Here is an 18098-nt window from a genome sequence, read left to right as displayed (position 1 = left end):
ATCACTCTATGGGTTAATTGTCCATGAAGCAAACCACATTTGACCAATCATACCTGCTCCAATAACTTGAAGATAATCTGACCCAAAAAGGTTTGTTGCTCCAACTTTAATAACCGATTTCCATTTCGGAATAGCATAATTTACCTGAGCATCCAAAACTGTATTTTCAGGAATCATACCATCTCCAAAAGAAGACTCCCATAAGTACTCCGAATTCCATCTTACATTAACATTAAAACCTAAATTTTTAATCACTTTCGCATTTCCTAAAGAAGCCTTAATTCTATGTTTTGGAGTATTGAATCCAGCCACGAAATCTGGATCATCTGCTTGATTGAAGTCAAACTGAGAGTAGTTATAATTTACACCTACTTCAAAATCTTTATAAACCTTTTTAGACAATCCTGCACCAAAACCAAAAGAAGAAACTCTAGCTGTTGTATTTGTATAAACCTGATACACTCTTCTATCACCAAATGCAAGAGCCTGATAAGATTCTGGCGTACCAACAGCTCCATAATATGGAGAAATAACTCTTGCGGTATTCATAAAATCATTATAAATATTATAGTAAGCATTCAAATCCACAGATAAATCATTTTGAACCACAGTACGATATCCTGCTTCAAAAGCCTGAACTTGCTCTGGTTTCACTAAACCAATATCAGCAACTTGCAAATCTCCTACGTTACCCGAAGCAGCAAAAGCCTGAACTGAAGCTACTGTATAAGCATTATGATAAGCATTTTGCCCTGACATATTAATTGTAGCTGGCTGCCCAGCCGCTTGCCCTGCCGCACTTACATTTACAGTTTCCTGAAAACGGTCTAAGTTTTCTGGAGCAGAACCAATTAATGCAAAAGGCCCTAAATCAAGACCAATATATTGATCTTGTGTAGTTGGGTTACGGAAACCTGTTTGATAAGACAGTCTGAAATTATGATTTTTTGATGCTCCTGCAGAATATACAAATGAAATTCTTGGCGAAATATTTCCATCAAAATTCTGACTCTTATCATAACGCAAAGATCCTGTAAACTTCAATCTATCATCTAAGAATTTTTTCTGCAATTGAGCATAAGCTCCATATTCTTTATATTCAATCGGACCATCATAATCTGTAAAAATAGTTCCTTCTGAATTCATTACATATTTTCTCCACGAACCTCCAACTTGAACTTCTGCCCATTTAATGACATCTCTAAAATTATAATTCACATCTGAATGATATAATTTTGAATGATCAATAAATTTAGCACCCTGAGTCAAATCTGGATTTGCAACTACTGTTGCCAAAGCACTATTAAATTGCGCACTGCCTGGCTCGAATCTTGGCGAACCTGTCGGTTTGGGAATAAATGATATTTGCGCAGGCAACACATTATAATCTGCAAAGTTTCTTGCAATCTGAGCGGATTCATTTGCATTGGTCCCCATAACAGCGCCAGCATACTGATAAGCTGTTGCATAGTTCGTAAACCATTCTTGATCAGATTTAGCCGCTCGGTTAACGTTCCATGCCGCAAATCTCATATCGTATGAGTCTCCGGCAGACTCACTTGTAAAATAAACTCTTCCAAAAAAGTTCTTACTCTTTACCTCAAATTTACCTTGCTCCATCAAGAACCCCTTTAAAGCATACCTATTTGCTCCTTGATAGATAGTACTTCCTGTACCGATTTTATATTGAAGTATAAATTCTGTATCATCTGCCCAAGGCCTAATATGAGCACTCAAATCTGCTTTCATACTTTGCACCTTGTTATCCGTCAAGTCTTGCTCACGATATCCCGTTCTACTAACCTGCCCCACGTTTGGAATAAAAGTAGTAACCTCGTCACCGTAAATATTCAAACCATCATAATTCTGATTCATAGCATGCCCCACAGGACCACCAGTCATACTTCTTGTATCATTTGCAATCCATTCAGAAGCTTCCATATAAGTAAAATTAGCCTTCATTGCAAAATGCTTCGTAAATGCTTTTGCCAGTCTAATTCCAAAGTCATTATAATCATTTGTTCCTGCAGCATCTTGACTTGTTTGCCCATATTTATAGTAAACACTTATTCCTTCATTAGTAAAAGGGCTTTTACTTGTCATAAACATGATTCCATTAAAAGCATTTGCCCCATAAAGCGCTGAAGATGCCCCTGGTAAAAGCTCCACACTAGCAACATCAATATCCGAAATTCCAATAAGATTTCCTAAAACGAAGTTCAAAGCTGGAGATGAGTTATCCATCCCGTCTACCAATTGCATGAAACGAGTATTTGCTACTGTAGCAAAACCACGAGTATTTATAGATTTAAAAGAAATACTACTTGTATTAAAGTTTACCTCCTTCAAATTTTCTAAACCATCATAAAAAGTTGGAGCTGTCGTGTTTTTTATTTCTTGAAGTCCCATACGTTCAATTGTAACCGGAGATTCAATTACACGTTCTGGCGTCCTAGATGCCGAAACCACAATTTCATCCAATTTCGTTTCTTCATCTTTAAGCACCACAATCAATTTTTGATTTGCCGCTGTCACATTAATCGTTTTTGACTCAAATCCGATGGCTGAAACTTTAACAGAAAAAGGGAGCTTGGCGTTTGTTGTCAATTTAAATGTTCCGTCAAAATCAGTGGATGCTCCACTATTTTCTCCGACCACAACAACATTGGCACCAGGAATAGATTGCTTGTTACTGTCAGTAACTGAACCTGTGATTGTATTCTGCGCAAAAGATACTCCGCTGAATAACAACATAATTAGCAAGTAGACTCTCATTAGGGTTAGTTTTATTGTTAGTATATATAGCCAAAATACACAAATATTTTAATATGCATAAAAAAATGTTAAATAAAATTGATATTTATCATGATTTTATACAATATTTTAACTATTCACTAATTCATTTTATTAAAATAAAAACAAAGAAAACCTAAAGAAAAATCAATTTACTATGCATACATATAAATTTTTATCAAAAAACTGAAAATTTCACAAAAATACATACGTCCAAAAAAATTTTTGACAATAAAAAAAAGCGAGACCTAAATCTCGCTTTTTTAACATAATTATCTTTCCTATTGTTTTGACTCTACTTTTTCTAATCTTTTGTTTAAGTCTATTATTTGCTTATTTTGCTCAATGATATATAAAGTCATTTCTTCAATTTTCTTCAACAGATTCATATTCATTTCTGCCAACATTAACCCATTTTTTTCTACTTCTTGAGCCGAAGGAATTTCAGGTAAATGGTTGTTTTGTTTGATATATTGTTCGACTTCATTTAAGGATTTCAATTTATAGTCATTAGCAAAAACATAATCAGGTACTATTCCTGCGTTAATAGAAACTTTTACTTCTTGGGCATGAATATTCCCTGCAACAGTAAGCTTAGAATCTGGGGTTTTGGTACCTATCCCTACATTAGCATTAGAGCCTTTTATGAACAAAGCATCTGTGTAAAAATTTTCAATTTCATATCTACTTGCAGTTGTTTTAACCTTAAAACTTAAATCCCCCCAATTAGTATCACTGTCACTCAAGGCAATCTTTGCACTCAATACATTTCCCGTACTTGAAGTTCTTGTCAATGCAAATTTCGCATCAAATGCAACACCATCACCTTTACCTCCATGAATATTAAGTTTTTCAATTGGAGCATCTGTTCCAACTCCAAAATTTCCATTAGAAACATAATTATTACCTAAACCTGTTATTTTTAAATTTCCAACAGACTCAACATCGCTCTTCGAATCTAAAAGATAACGCCAACTCTCCCATGTATCTTGTTGATAAAAGGCTGATCTATAAAGAATCCTACTACCGTTCCATGTATTATCAAAATACAATTGAGAAGCTAAATGCCCTCCTCTTCCATTTATCTCAAGTAACGATCCCCATTCTGAAGGAGCATTTAATCCTCCATAATTATCCCAAAGTCTTATAGACATTGGACTTACACCCACTCTGGGACCACTGTTAAAATCTTTTTGATCCTGACTCCAATTTAAACTTTTTGCCCCTAAGTTCCCATCAAAACCCTGACTATAACAAAATACGTTAAGCATAATTACACAAAACGACACTACCTTTTTCATGTACTCTATTTTAATTTTTCTTCTATTTCAGAAAGCCTTTCTAAAACCTTTTTTAAAATTTCATTTTCTTTTTCTAATACTTCAATTCTTAAAGATTGCTTATTATTCATCTTTTCTTGTTCAATAACATAAAGGGTAAGCTCTTCAATTTTCTTCAACAGATTCATATTCATTTCTGCCAACATTAACCCATTTTTTTCTACTTCTTGAGCCGAAGGAATTTCAGGTAAATGGTTGTTTTGTTTGATATATTGTTCGACTTCATTTAAGGATTTCAATTTATAGTCATTAGCAAAAACATAATCAGGTACTATTCCTGCGTTAATAGAAACTTTTACTTCTTGGGCATGAATATTCCCTGCAACAGTAAGCTTAGAATCTGGGGTTTTGGTACCTATCCCTACATTCCCATTTCCTAAAATCCTAACTTTTTCTGTTTGATTTGTCAAATGAGATTCTTGGGTAAAAAACTGCAATCCATAAGTATTACTTCCTGCATTTTGAATAATTGATCGAATTGAAGTTCCAAAAGTATCTACATTTCCTTCATTTATAGAATATGCAATCATAATAGAAGACTGATTATCTATATTTAAACCATCTCTTACAAGAATACTCCCATTGCTAACTTCTAATTTAGCCAAAGGATTTGGAGTACCAATACCCACTTTACCATTTGTGATCTGCATAACGTTCTTACTAGTATAATCCCCAAAACGTATACCTCCATACCAATGTAAATCAAGACCATCTGAATCTAAAACAGGAAAATGACCAATATAATAATTAGCTGCATCACCGTTACCAACAATCTTATTGACAAGTGCTATATCTTGCGAATAACCCCTATATGAAAACAAACATATCACTGAAGGTAAAAACACTCTAACAACCAAACTTTTAAAACTACTCATACTTTTATTAATTATTATTCTCTAACTCCCGCACTAATCCTTACGTGTGGTACGTGCTGCTTAAGCATTAAACACCCTAAAAACTACCACATCATCAATAAATCCCTTTTGACCTGAATAATCCATTGCACTGCTGCACACATAATCTCCTGCCTTATAAACCAATCCTTCTTCAACTGCATTATTCTTAATTTAGAATTGTCTTCTTAATAGTCGCGATTTCTTTTCTCAAATCTTGATTCTCTTGTTCGATTTTGTTCGTACGTTTATTTTGTTCAATCATATATAACGTCAATTCTTCTATCTTTTGAAGCAACTTGGCATTCATTTCACCAAGACTTTTAAGACTTCTTCTTCATTTGGAATATTTTCTAAATGTCCTTTTTCGGCAATATGTTTTTCTACTTGTTCAAGTGTTACCAAACTATATTCTTTTTTAAACACAAAATCTGACCAGCCATTCATATCGACTTTTACTTCTTTAGAGTGAATTGTTCCGTTTACGTCTAGTTTGTTTTGGGGATTTATTTCTCCTATACCTACATTACCATTTGCATTAATTCGCATCTGTTCCTCATTAGCGTTGGTATTAAAACTTATACCGCCTCCCGTAGTAGAGCCTCCTCTAAAAAAATTAATTGAGCTGTTTGTAATACCATAAAAACTGTGTTCAATCGAAAATGATTTACCATTTACGACCGACGTATTATATCCTCTTACTCCTAAAAAAGTGCCATCTCCATTATTATCACCTTCAGATAATCGACCAAACACTGCTCCCAAAACTCCATTTCCAATATGATATGAAACATCTAATACTGCTCTTGGAGTACTTGTTCCCAGACCAATATGGCCATCACTACCCCGCATATAAAAAATATTGTTTCTATAACCATCCCCTGTATGAGCTCCAAAATTTATAAATCCTTTCGAACCATCAAATCCCATATCTATTCTAGAAACATTTTCACTATTAATATTTGTGTTAAACATCCCATCATTAGTAATCTGTAAACTACCAACTGGCAATGTATTTTGCGCAAAACTAAATTGAAACGCAAGCACTGCAATTATTACTATTTTTTTCATAATATTATTCTGTTTCTACTTTTCTCATTCTTACTTCCAAATCTTTCTGATTATCTTTAAGAAGTTCATTTTCTTTTTTCATCTCAATCATATAGAAAGTCAACTCCTCAATTTTCTGCAACAACTTCGCATTCATTTCACCCAAATTAATTCCGTTTTCCAAAACCTCTTTTTTACTAGGAATATTTTCTAAATGTCCTTTTTCAGCAATATGTTTTTCTACTTGTTCCAAAGTTGGCAAAACATAGTCTTTTTTAAATACAAAATCTGACCAGCCATTCATGTCGACTTTTACTTCTTGGGAATGAATTGTGTCATTTACATCGAGCTTATTAGTTGGATTTGTTTTTCCAATACCTACGTTTCCATTTCCCAAAATCCTCATCTTTTCTGTTTGATTTGTCAAATAAGATTCCTGAGTAAAAAACTGCATTCCATATATTGCCCCCGCTCCCGCACGAATCCTTTCGCGTGATACCTCCTAGTAATCACTAATAAGTATAAAATTTAACTAATCATGGGATAAAACACTTTTTCAGTTGTTGTTTTAACGTTTGGAAAATTGTCCTTTAGAATTTTATCAATTTTGCTAGAGCATAAAGACGTAATTACAAAACTAGAACCATCCAAAAAATTAATTTTCACATAATAGTAATTACTATGTGCTAAACCAGGTGCCACTGTCCCCCTTGTTCCCCCAGTATAAATTATAATTTCACATATATCATCAATCGTACATTCTAAAATATTGTTTTTAACTTTTTTAATTATAGCTTTTTTAGTTATTTCAAAAACAATCCCATTATTTTCCATTAAATAATTGCAATGCAAAAATACTGTAGGCAAAAAAAACATTAAAAAGTATGGTATAAGTAAAAAAAACATCAGTTTTAAATCATCAATAGACGTGCATAGTATTACAAAAGAATAAATTATTGACATTACTATTAAATCTGTTAATGCTTTTAACTGGCTTAAAAAATTAATTTTTATTTCCATAATATTTGTTTTGATTTATCTAACAAAATTACCCCCCGCTCCCGCACGAATCCTTTCGTGTGGTGTAACGACTAAATATCAAACATCCTAAAAACTACCACATCATCAATAAGTCCCTTTTGACCAGAATAATCTATTGCACTGCTGTACACATAATCCTCCGCCTTATAAACTAATCCTTCTTCAACTGGATTATTGTGGACATAATCTATTTTTTGCTGTATCACTTTATTGCTCCACAACTCTATTGGCTTATTATCATGTCTCCAAAATTGATAATGCTTAACATTGGAACTTTTTTCTGCTTCTTTCTTAAAAAATTCCAGCAAGAATTCCCGTCTGCTTTCTCTTGGATTTTCTTGTATACTTTTTACTATAGCTTGACTGGTAAACCTTTTCAAATCTCCAATCAATAATTCTGGATTCTGTCCATTTATACTTCTAAAAACCAAATGAACATGATTTGTCATAATACACCAAGCATGAATTTCTAATCCCTTCTTTTTCTGACAAAACTCTAAACTTTCTAAAAACAAATCTTTATATTCATTTCTGGTAAACACATCTAGCCAGCCCACTACTGCAAAACTTATAAAATACAAGCCTTCAGGATTATGAAACTTATAATTTCTGCTCATTTTTTCTTAAGTACTTACACATTTTAAACTTCAATTCATTTCTATTATGCCACACGAAAGGATTCGTGCGGGAGCAGGGGGATTAACTGTGTTAATGCGGTCTCAGACATTGTTTTCGAAACAAAATTATTCATACTCATTTGATTTCCTAAAAAGCTAGCATTATTCAAACTCACATAACTACTCCTATTAGGCGGTGGTCCAGAATTTTTATGGCGTCCAAATATGTTATTAATGCTAATTTTACTTTTCCACCATTCGCTAAAGTTATCTCCGTTAACGTTTTTGTTAAACCATTCTTTAATTCACCAAGAATCGCGGTTATCTGTTAATACTTCTATATGTGACCAATACTTTGTGTTACTTCTTTGGCCAGACTGCGTATTACTAACCATTTAGGATTAGTTAAAAAAGAAACCATCCCCCAGTTTTCACTCTCAATATCTTGCAAAAGAATAAATAGTTGCTCCAATTTAAATTTAACATTATCGTCAATCAAGTTTTCTGAATGCAATTTATTAAGGTTAATAGGATTCATAAAAGTGTAAAAATCCCCTTCCAATTCTTCTAAATTAGATTCAATTAAATCATTTCTTTCATTAATGTTAATATGGCTTGGAATCACCATTAATTTTAATGTATCTTCTAAAAATCTATAAATCTCTTTTATATTATTATTTTCTTCCATAAAATATTCTTGATTTATCATTAAATGTGGGTCTATATCCCCCGCTCCCGCACGAATCCTTTCGTGTGGTACGTTCTGCTTAAACATCAAACAGGATTATCAAATTTGTAATTTCTGCTCATTTTTTCTTAAGTACTTACAAATTTTAAACTTCAACTCATTTCCGTTATGCCACACGAAAGGATTCGTGCGGTAGCGGGGGATTACTTCAGTAAAAAATTAAATTTTACTCTCTTTCCTCACTCCAATTTAATAGCATCATCTGGTATTTTTTCTGCAAACAGTTTTTTATATTTCTCTAAATCATTTGGATTTTCCTTTATATTTATTTTGTGAAATATTGTAATTGTACTTTTGAGGGATTACTGTTCGTTGCGGAATAAAAACTGGCGCAGGAGGAATTACCACATTTTGCGGCAAAGTCCTTAAAGGAATTGAATTCAATTGTAAAAACTCTAAGGCAGGCTGATTCTGTTTAATCTCATTTAAAAGTACTTTATTAACAAAAAAGATTGTCAATATGTTTTTTATACCACTCACCTAAAAACTAATCTTAATCCCTTCTTTTATAAAATTATTAAAATCTTCGTCGTTTTTAATTGCATAGTCCCCTAACAAAATACTTTTTTGAGGATCATTTTTGTTATATGCTACTACAAACTTGTCATTAACATCTGGCGAAGAAGGAAGTTTATAAAACAACATATCATAATTATTCATATAACGAATACCGCCTACAGTATAAGAATATGTAATTGAACTTCTACCAACGTTATATCCTATGGTTCCCCTTCTAAAATAAGCTTCAACAACACCTATTGTGAAATCATAATCACCTAAGTCTTTTTTTATTTCTTTTTTACCTAGCTCTTTTCCCCATAATAACATTATCAAACCAATGATTATAATTAAAATGAGAATATAATTTTTTTTCTCCATTATCCTTTATATTTATTTTGTGAAATATTATAATTGTATTTTTGCGGAATAACTGTTCGTTGCGGAATAAAAACTGGCGCAGGAGGAATTACTACATTTTGTGGTAAAGTCCTTAAAGGAATTGAATTCAATTGCAAAGACTCCAAAAGAGGCTGATTCTGTCTAATTGCCTCTACGGGTACTTTTGTATTATTAGGAATTTGTCTCGCACCTTCTAAACCTCCTAAAATTAACGCAGAACCTATATTAACTGGATTAAAGGCCGTTTTAAAGCCTTCATTAAAGTCACCAGCAAGTATTGATGTTGTAAGAAAAGAAGATAAAACAGTTCCAAAGGTATTGTTTACACCTTCTTTTAGAATCGGATTACCAAAACTAAAAATTCCATTAGGGAAAGCCAATCCAAGCCCTTGCCCAAATCCCAAGGTTAATCCCCCTGCCGCAATACCCGATCCTGTATTTTCCAATGTGGTTCTAAAATTATCCCCGTTAATTACAGAATTGCTAAAATTTTGAAATCCTCCTGCCCAAATAACTCCATAAGGTCCGCCATAAACTGTTAACGCTCCTGCTACCGCTCCTGTACCAGTATAGGCAACAAATTTACCCCAATTAATATCAGAAAACTTACCTGTTCCTCCTGTTATTTTACCCCAATTTTGATAAACATTTACTGCCGCACTAACAACTATAATTGCCGCAACAACTAAAGGTACGATTTCCCCACTAGGATCTGTATAAACTAACGGATTATTCCAACAATACCCATAACGGTTAAAATTCTGTGTATTAGAAGGATCTTGTACAAAATTATCAGGCTGTAAAAAACGATGCAGTTTTGGGTCGTAAATACGACCATTCATATTTATTAAGCCAACACTTTGCAAATGTTCATGACCTGTATAACCTCTGTCTAATATTGTCAATCCAGCAAGATTGTTTCCTGCACCATCCTGCACACTTACAATAGCGCCCCAAGCATCAAATAATCTTTTTTCGAGTATTGCTCCGTTACCATCAGTAATAGACAAAATACTTCCTTGATAATCTCTTTGTAAATATAAGAGGTTTTGCACATTTCCGTCACCTTTTACTACAATTGGCGCACTGTAACCATCCCCTCCTATATAGGTTATAAACTCAAAAACGCCTGTTGCAATATTATGCTTAATCTCCATTGTGCCATCGGCAGCATAATATTTACGCATTGGTCTTTGGAGTTTATCATCCTGCAATCCTCCATAAAACATGGCGGTACGGCTATTTGAATCATTATAATTAAAACTTATTTTATCTATCCCCGCTTCTTCAATCTGTACTGGACTTTTAAAAGTATTATAACTAATATTTTGAATAGGTCTTGCCGCATAATATTCTAATACTTCTGGTGTTACCTCTATCGAGTTGTTCTGATAAGGTTTTCCCGTTATGGTATAACTGTAAGTTCCCAGATTATTTTGCGTTATTCTTCCCTGATCATCGTACAATTGTTTTTCCTGTTCACCTTTAACATTTGTAAATTCTGTCAAACGGTCTTGCGCATCGTATTTAAAGTTTTCGTTTTGGCCAAATAAACTATTTGTTCTACTGGTTAAATTTCCGCGTTTAGCATCAAAAACAGTGTTTAAAGTCAAAATATTCGCTGAATTAGAAATTCTATCATACTTAAACAGCGTTGTTAAACCATATATATTATAATCACGGGTTATTGCAAGTGGTCCGCTTTGGGCTGTACGCAATTGCCCTCTTGCATTTACCGTATTTACCTGCCATAAAATCGCACTTGTAGCATTGTCTAATATTTGCCAGTGCGAGCCATTTTTATAAACATTTTTAACTGTCTTGCTGCTCGATTTTCCTCCAGCCACAGCAGTCGAAGTTTCAAGTTCTACTCTTCCAAAAGCATCATAACTTACTGTCTTTGTAAAACTAGCAAAAGGCGTGGTTTCGACAGAGTTACTAACTCGCTTATAGTTATCATAAGTATAATCATTAATGATAACATTTGTTCCATTACTTAAATCTTCAAACTTAGAATTTAAAAGCAATTTAGAAGACGAATCGTATGCATACGTTGTTTTTGAATTTGTACTGGTTCCCGAAATTGTTTTTTGTTTTATTCTTCCAACTTCATCTAGAACATATACTGTAGTTCCGTTTGGAGTGGTTTCTGAAATCGTTTCGCCAAAACCGTTATACCCGTACGTGTATGTTCCTGCTGATGCATCTACCAATTTTGTTTTCCTGCCCCAGCCATCTTGTTCTATTGTGGTATTAACGCCATTGTAATTAGATGATTTTAGATTTCCATTTGCAAAATAAGCATACGTAATAGTTCCTCCAGGACTATCGGTCATAGAGACAATATTCCCCATTGCGTTTTTAACCGAAGTTTTAGATTTTATTCCATCGCTTATGGTTGTCGCTAATCCTGAATACGTAATATTGGTTACTTTTCCTGTAAACGATTGGTTTTGAATTGTTCTTCCATATTCATCAAAATTAGTTTGATTCCATTGAGTAGGCGATATGCCAAAATAAGGCTCACTTACTTTAAAGTTTCTGTCATAAATATCGTATTCATAAGAAATAAATGAGAAAGAACCATTAATATCTTTTATTCCAGATTTAGTTTTTCTTCCTAAACTATCAAAGGTTTCCTCACTTGCACTGCCATCATCAGCAATGATCGAAATAATTGTCTGTTCATTATTTTTAGTATAAGTACAACTGCTGGTTTTCCCTAAATAATCAGTAGTTGTTGTTTTTTTGAACCATGAATCATAATCATACGAAGTTTTTAACCCAAATGGATTTGTTTCGTTTTTTAACACCCCATTACTTAGATTATATTCATAAGCAGTAGACAATCCTTCAATATCTTTGCTTACAGTTAAAAAACGGCCAGAAGTATCATATTCATAACTGGTTATCCTTGGAACTAAACCTGCTACTGTTATTGTTTTTTTAGTAACATTACCAAAAGCATCATATATATTATCTTCAACAATATAATCTGTATTTGTTCCCTTTTTCTTAATTTGGGTTAACAAACTATTTTGATAAGAATACAACTCTTCAGATGTCATTACATCACCTGAAACACTAACACTTTGATTTTTGGAAGAAGGTCTTCCAATTACATATAGAGAAGAGACAGGAGCTTCATAACCAATATTTGAAACTGTAGTTTGAACAGTAATTCCCGATTCTTTTAGTAGTGTAACAGATTTTACAACATTATTATAACTATCATAGTCTATTGTGGTTTCGGTACTTGTATTTTCTAAACCATTAAATTGCTTAGTTTTACTATTTTTAATTTTAAAAACTTTGTTAGATTGCAACTCACTTTCGTAAGTCAGCAATGATTTAGTTACAAAATTTGAAGGTGTATTAATCGATGTTCCACTACAGGCATCTTCATTTATCTTAGCTGAAAATGTGCTTCCTGGTTTAATCCATGTATTAGGTTTTAAAATTATGCTTTGAGTTGCTGTTAAACTTTCGACACCTGCCACATTATAACCGTTCTCTTTCACTATAGTATTTGGAATACTAATTGCATTAGGATTATACCTTAAAGGAGAATGCAAACCTAACACCGTATAATTTTCTACATTAGCTCCTCTTAAATTAGTATCAAATTTAGAAACCGTAGAAATTATCTGGGAATCGTTTTGGTACCAATTTGTTTTTGAGGTTGAACGAAATCCTAAGAAGCCAAGTCCTTCTATATTTAAAACGGCTTCTGCGTAAAAATAACGTTGCTTTTTAGATACCTCTTTACTTTGTTTTTCTAACATAGAGACCATTTTAAAGCCTTGCGAAATTACAACATCTGTATTAGGAAATGTTTCAGCTAATGCTGACGGAGTATAAAAAGGCTCATAAGGATCTTGTTTCAGAGGTTTATATGTGATAGTCTCTTTTACTTGATTCCCATTGGTGATTCCTTTGAGTAAAACATCTTCACGATTATCTTTTGGACTGTTGAAAGATATAATTTTATTATCGCTGATTAAACTATACTCTAAATTTTGATTGATTTTATTATGATTTGTAAAGATTGGAATTGAACTTCTTTTTACTCCCGCAAGCTGAGATGATTTATTAATCAAGTTAAAACTAATTGCACTTCCTGTACAAGATAAATTTTCGAGCAAAACCAATTTTGTAATCTGAGACTCTCCTTTTCTTGAATAATCTGCACCGCTTCCTGTCATGACATATTCTACAGTAAAATTTTGCTGGTACAAAATATCTGTTTTTCCATCTCCATTAAAATCATTAGCAACAAAAGTATTCTCATTTAAACTGTAAGTAGTTGTTGGAAAACCAACAACACCAAAATATCCCATATATGAGGTGTAATAAGGCAAACCTATTGATGTATTTACTTTGTTGAATCTTGTTCCTGTAGAAAAATAAAAAGTCCAGCTATCTACATTGTCCTTTTGTGGTATTACAAAATCCATTTTTCCATCGCCGTTAAAATCTCCAAATAAAATTTGTCGTTTAAGATCCAAACTTGCATCAGCAATATCATTTTGATGTAATAAAACCAGCTTTTTATCTTTAGTTAAGGTGTGCACTCTTATATAGCTAGGTTCAAAAACATAGATATCAGATTTACCATCGCCATCAAAGTCAGCAACAAAAATTTTTGAATTTCCTACGCTGTTAATGACGATATTTCCAATATTCTCCGGTTCGTTGGAGTTAAGGCGTCTATCTAAATTAAAAAGATAAGATTTCCCTCCTTGATAAAAAGTTTGTGGATATTCTGTTGTGTGGTTTCCAAAATTACAAACCCTAGTAGTGTAATAGAAACTCTTTTCGATTGCAATGACATCGGTTAAACCATCACCATCAAAATCTCCACTAACATACTCTATCGGAATATTTTCTAATACTAATCCCTTATAATCTTTGGGATCGCAATACGACCAATTAGATTCTTTTGCTACCGTTTTACTAAAATTATATTGTTTTTCATAATGCTTAGAAGTAGAAGAAGTAGAACCTGAACCGTAAAGCGAAATACTACAATTTGTATCTGTCTTTTTTAAGGTGAGCCAACCTTGTGGTAGCAATTTATTATCTGAACTTAAAAAAGAAGCAGTAAAAATATTATCAAAAGTGTCAACATTCTCTGTTTTTCCAGAATTAAAAGCCCCAGCGGTTATATGAGAAAACAAAGTAAACTTATTTTTCAATCCCTCTGTTTTTGAAAACAATAAAACATCTGTTTTTCCGTCATTATCAAAATCACCAGATATATAGTCTGTATTTGTGTAATCTATTCCTGAAATTCCCAATGTTGCTGGTTGAGCTATTACCAAAGGAACATCGCTAATCGTAGTTTCATATGTAAATGTTGTTGGATTGTAACTCTTACTGCTATCACCGCTTTTTTCTGTTAGGGCTTTCAATCTCTGATAACCCAAAGATGTTTCTTCCTGCTCTAAAATATAATTTCTAAAACCTACACCATTACCTACAACATTAATCTCTTTAAGAATTGTATTTCTAACAATACTTAAACCTCCTATATAAGACTGTTCTGCGCGTTTTCTTGTATCATATTTAAATTTTATTTCATTTATTGGCGTTGTAGTAGCAATACTACCATATTTTATAGATATTATATTTAACACATTATTAAATGAATTCTCTGATGCAGAATAATTATAGCTTATTCGCACTCCTTGAGGATTTTCCCAATATGTAATTGCCCAATCTGTTACAGATCGAGAATCCGCAGAATAACCATAATAAGCTTTGGAACCATCTGGATATTCAACTAAAAAATAAGCAGGACCATAATTTGCACCCAAAGGATGTACTCCAAAAGACGTTATTTTTATATTAGAAAAACTTTCCGTCTCATAAATTGTTTTATCAGCGCCGTAAGCTCCATTAGTTCCATTTTTGACTATTAACCGCTGACCATCTAATGCAAATCGATCTAGGGCATTAAAATCAACTGCATCAATAACATCGTCATGAAATTTAGTTGCAGGAATTCTTGAAACTGTTGAAATTCCAGCTATATTCCATCCGTAACCTGCCATTCCATTTCCTAACTGACTATTATATGTCAAACTAATTTGGGGCACAACTCCATTAATTCCGGGCGGAACAGTAATTGGAATTGCATAAGTTGCAGCTCCTAATAGAGAAACCGATAACTCCCCTTCTGTAACACCCACTTCTGTTGACTGTCCAAAACCAAATAAACCAACAAATAGAAACAATAGGCTGATATAAAACTTCTTCATTACGAACTACTTTTTAATGATTTTAATAGATTTTTCTCCCCCGTCTTTATAAGAAAGCAAGACCAGATAAACCCCAGTAGGATATTGCTGAAAAGGAATGCTCAAATTATTAGTATTAGAATTGGGCTGAAAAGTTCGCAATACCTGTCCTGTCATGGAATAAACATGTATAGAAGCCACATAATTATCACGAGCCAATTCCCACTGTAAATACAATTCTTCTTTTACAGGATTTGGATAATAAGAAATAACGTCTTCAGGAGAGAATTTTTGTAAATCATTTTCAGTTAAAGCTTCTGGTTCTACAATATCTTTTGCAGATTTAGCCGAACAATTAATACATAATATTCTCGTAATTTGATTTCCTGCTTGATCGTAGTTGAAGTTGAGCTTAGTTTGGGCAATTGAAAAAAAAGAGCAATGAAGAAAAATAAAGAGTAAAAATCTTTGCACGGCGTATAAAATTTAAATTATTTCCTATAAACATATAGAATAATTATATTCCTACAAATTTTATCTTAATTTTAACAAATAGGCATAAAAAAAGCGAGACCTAAATCTCGCTTTTTTAACATAATTATATTTTAAATATATTTATTCTACTGTTACCGACTTCGCTAAGTTACGAGGCTGATCAACATTACAACCTCTCATTACAGCAATGTAATAAGAAAGCAATTGCAACGGAATTGTAGTAACTAATGGCGACAATGCATCTGAAGTTTCTGGAATTTCGATTACATAATCTGCCAATTCGCGAACTTGAGTATCTCCTTTTGTAACTACAGCAATAATTTTACCGCTTCTTGACTTAATTTCTTGAATATTACTCACAATTTTATCGTAGTGCCCTTGCTTTGGAGCAATAACGATAACTGGCATAAATTCGTCAATTAAAGCAATCGGACCGTGCTTCATCTCAGCCGCTGGATATCCTTCTGCATGGATATATGAAATCTCTTTTAACTTCAATGCACCTTCTAAAGCAACCGGGAAATTATATCCTCTACCTAAATAAAGACAGTTTGGTGAATCTTTAAAAGCAGCGGCAATTTCTTTTGCCTTATCATTAGTTTCTAATGCTTCAGCAACTTTCTCAGGAATGATTTCTAATTCTTGAAGATATGTATGGAAATCTGTATTTGACAACGTTCCTTTTGCTTTTCCTAAACGTAAAGCAATCATCGTTAGAACTGTAATCTGAGTAGTAAATGCTTTTGTAGAAGCCACTCCAATTTCTGGCCCTGCGTGTGTATAAGCACCTGCATGGCTTTCCCTAGAAATAGAAGACCCAACAACATTACATACTCCAAATACAAATGCTCCATTTTCTTTTGCCAATTTAATAGCTGCCATAGTATCTGCAGTTTCACCAGATTGTGAAATAGCAATCACTACGTCATCTTTGTTAATGATTGGGTTTCTATATCTAAACTCAGAAGCATATTCTACCTCTACAGGAATACGGGTAAATTCCTCAAAGATATATTCTGCCACTAAACCAGCATGCCAAGAAGTTCCGCACGCTACTATAAGAATACGTTTTGCGTTTAAGAATTTCTCTAAGTTATCTTCAACACCAGCCATTTGAACAATTCCTTCATTTGCATGAAGTCTTCCTCTGTAAGTATCTTTAATTACACTTGGCTGCTCGTAGATTTCTTTAAGCATGAAATGATCATACCCTCCTTTTTCAATCTGCTCCAAATTCATTTGAAGTTCTTGAATATAAGGATCTACTAAAGAATCATCTTGGATTTTTCTAATTTTGATTGGCTTATGCAATCTGATATTAGCCATTTCACCATCTTCCAAATAAACTGCATTTGAAGTATATTCAATAAATGGTGAAGCATCAGAAGCTACAAAATACTCTCCTTCTCCAACGCCAATTGCCAGCGGACTTCCTAATCTAGCCGCTACAAGTTCGTTTGGATTTTTTTTATCAAAAACAGCAATTGCATATGCACCAACAACTTGGTTCAATGCAATCTGAACAGCTTTACCTAATTTAATATTTTCTTTCTTTTGAACCTCTTCTATTAAATTAACTAAAACTTCAGTATCTGTATCCGATTTAAAAGTGTAACCTCTTTTGATAAGCTCCTCTTTCAAAGGCGCATAATTCTCGATAATTCCGTTATGGATGATTGCTAAATCTCCAGAATTAGAAAGATGAGGGTGTGAATTCACATCATTTGGAACTCCGTGAGTTGCCCAACGTGTGTGTCCAATTCCAATATTTCCGTTTATTGTAAAACCTTCATTGGCTTTAGCCTCAAGATCGGAAACTTTACCTTTTGTTTTGCAAACTTTAATGCCCGACTCTTCGTCATATAGCATAACACCGGCACTGTCATATCCTCTGTATTCAAGACGCTTCAAGCCCTTGATTACAATTGGATATGCATCTCTATGACCGATATATCCAACAATTCCACACATATATATTT

Annotated in this window: 12 protein-coding genes; all 12 read right to left on the bottom strand. The window is 33.2% G+C overall.

The window, feature by feature from the left end; all coding sequences use genetic code 11:
- Positions 1-6 precede the first annotated feature (6 nt).
- Positions 7-2775, bottom strand: a complete 2769-nt coding sequence (locus tag JI750_RS05895; RefSeq protein WP_201999370.1) for a TonB-dependent receptor — start codon at positions 2773-2775, stop codon at positions 7-9.
- Between the two features lie 299 nt (positions 2776-3074).
- Positions 3075-4094, bottom strand: coding sequence for a tail fiber protein (locus JI750_RS05890; protein ID WP_201999369.1), 1020 nt, complete (start codon positions 4092-4094; stop codon positions 3075-3077).
- 5 nt (positions 4095-4099) lie between these two features.
- Positions 4100-5008: a tail fiber protein gene (locus tag JI750_RS05885; RefSeq protein WP_201999368.1), complete on the bottom strand. Its 909-nt coding sequence runs from the start codon at positions 5006-5008 to the stop codon at positions 4100-4102.
- A 324-nt stretch (positions 5009-5332) separates the two neighbouring features.
- Positions 5333-6073: a hypothetical protein gene (locus JI750_RS05880; RefSeq protein WP_201999367.1), complete on the bottom strand. Its 741-nt coding sequence runs from the start codon at positions 6071-6073 to the stop codon at positions 5333-5335.
- A gap of 28 nt (positions 6074-6101) precedes the next feature.
- Positions 6102-6482: a hypothetical protein gene (locus JI750_RS05875; protein WP_201999366.1), complete on the bottom strand. Its 381-nt coding sequence runs from the start codon at positions 6480-6482 to the stop codon at positions 6102-6104.
- A gap of 122 nt (positions 6483-6604) precedes the next feature.
- Complete coding sequence (locus tag JI750_RS05870) at positions 6605-7096, bottom strand: PH domain-containing protein (protein ID WP_201999365.1); 492 nt, start codon at positions 7094-7096, stop codon at positions 6605-6607.
- 71 nt (positions 7097-7167) lie between these two features.
- On the bottom strand, positions 7168-7734 hold the full coding sequence (locus JI750_RS05865) for an REP-associated tyrosine transposase (protein WP_201999364.1): 567 nt from the start codon (positions 7732-7734) through the stop codon (positions 7168-7170).
- Positions 7735-8071: 337 nt separating this feature from the next.
- Positions 8072-8509: a hypothetical protein gene (locus JI750_RS05860; protein WP_201999363.1), complete on the bottom strand. Its 438-nt coding sequence runs from the start codon at positions 8507-8509 to the stop codon at positions 8072-8074.
- Positions 8510-8962: 453 nt separating this feature from the next.
- On the bottom strand, positions 8963-9361 hold the full coding sequence (locus JI750_RS05855) for a hypothetical protein (protein WP_201999362.1): 399 nt from the start codon (positions 9359-9361) through the stop codon (positions 8963-8965).
- Positions 9361-15645, bottom strand: a complete 6285-nt coding sequence (locus JI750_RS05850) for an RHS repeat-associated core domain-containing protein (protein WP_201999361.1) — start codon at positions 15643-15645, stop codon at positions 9361-9363. Before JI750_RS05850 ends, JI750_RS05855 begins: the two co-directional genes overlap by 1 nt.
- A 6-nt stretch (positions 15646-15651) precedes the next feature.
- Complete coding sequence (locus JI750_RS22170) at positions 15652-16098, bottom strand: T9SS type A sorting domain-containing protein (RefSeq protein ID WP_201999360.1); 447 nt, start codon at positions 16096-16098, stop codon at positions 15652-15654.
- 141 nt (positions 16099-16239) lie between these two features.
- Complete coding sequence (gene glmS / locus JI750_RS05840; RefSeq protein ID WP_201999359.1) at positions 16240-18090, bottom strand: glutamine--fructose-6-phosphate transaminase (isomerizing); 1851 nt, start codon at positions 18088-18090, stop codon at positions 16240-16242.
- Between the last annotated feature and the right edge of the window lie 8 nt (positions 18091-18098).

This window comes from Flavobacterium tagetis, assembly GCF_016735615.1.
Taxonomy (GTDB): Bacteria; Bacteroidota; Bacteroidia; order Flavobacteriales; family Flavobacteriaceae; genus Flavobacterium; species Flavobacterium tagetis.
The sequence above is the reverse complement of the archived record's forward strand: the minus strand, read 5'-3'. Positions and strand labels throughout refer to the sequence as shown.

Excerpts from the sequence above, each read along its gene's own strand:
- JI750_RS05870 (WP_201999365.1), bottom strand. The coding sequence starts at position 7,096 with ATGGAAATAAAAATTAATTTTTTAAGCCAGTTAAAAGCATTAACAGAT.
- JI750_RS05885 (WP_201999368.1), bottom strand. The coding sequence starts at position 5,008 with ATGAGTAGTTTTAAAAGTTTGGTTGTTAGAGTGTTTTTACCTTCAGTG.
- JI750_RS05855 (WP_201999362.1), bottom strand. The coding sequence starts at position 9,361 with ATGGAGAAAAAAAATTATATTCTCATTTTAATTATAATCATTGGTTTG.
- glmS (WP_201999359.1), bottom strand. The coding sequence starts at position 18,090 with ATGTGTGGAATTGTTGGATATATCGGTCATAGAGATGCATATCCAATT.
- JI750_RS05865 (WP_201999364.1), bottom strand. The coding sequence starts at position 7,734 with ATGAGCAGAAATTATAAGTTTCATAATCCTGAAGGCTTGTATTTTATA.
- JI750_RS05850 (WP_201999361.1), bottom strand. The coding sequence starts at position 15,645 with ATGAAGAAGTTTTATATCAGCCTATTGTTTCTATTTGTTGGTTTATTT.
- JI750_RS05890 (WP_201999369.1), bottom strand. The coding sequence starts at position 4,094 with ATGAAAAAGGTAGTGTCGTTTTGTGTAATTATGCTTAACGTATTTTGT.
- JI750_RS05860 (WP_201999363.1), bottom strand. The coding sequence starts at position 8,509 with ATGTTTAAGCAGAACGTACCACACGAAAGGATTCGTGCGGGAGCGGGG.
- JI750_RS05895 (WP_201999370.1), bottom strand. The coding sequence starts at position 2,775 with ATGAGAGTCTACTTGCTAATTATGTTGTTATTCAGCGGAGTATCTTTT.
- JI750_RS05875 (WP_201999366.1), bottom strand. The coding sequence starts at position 6,482 with ATGAGGATTTTGGGAAATGGAAACGTAGGTATTGGAAAAACAAATCCA.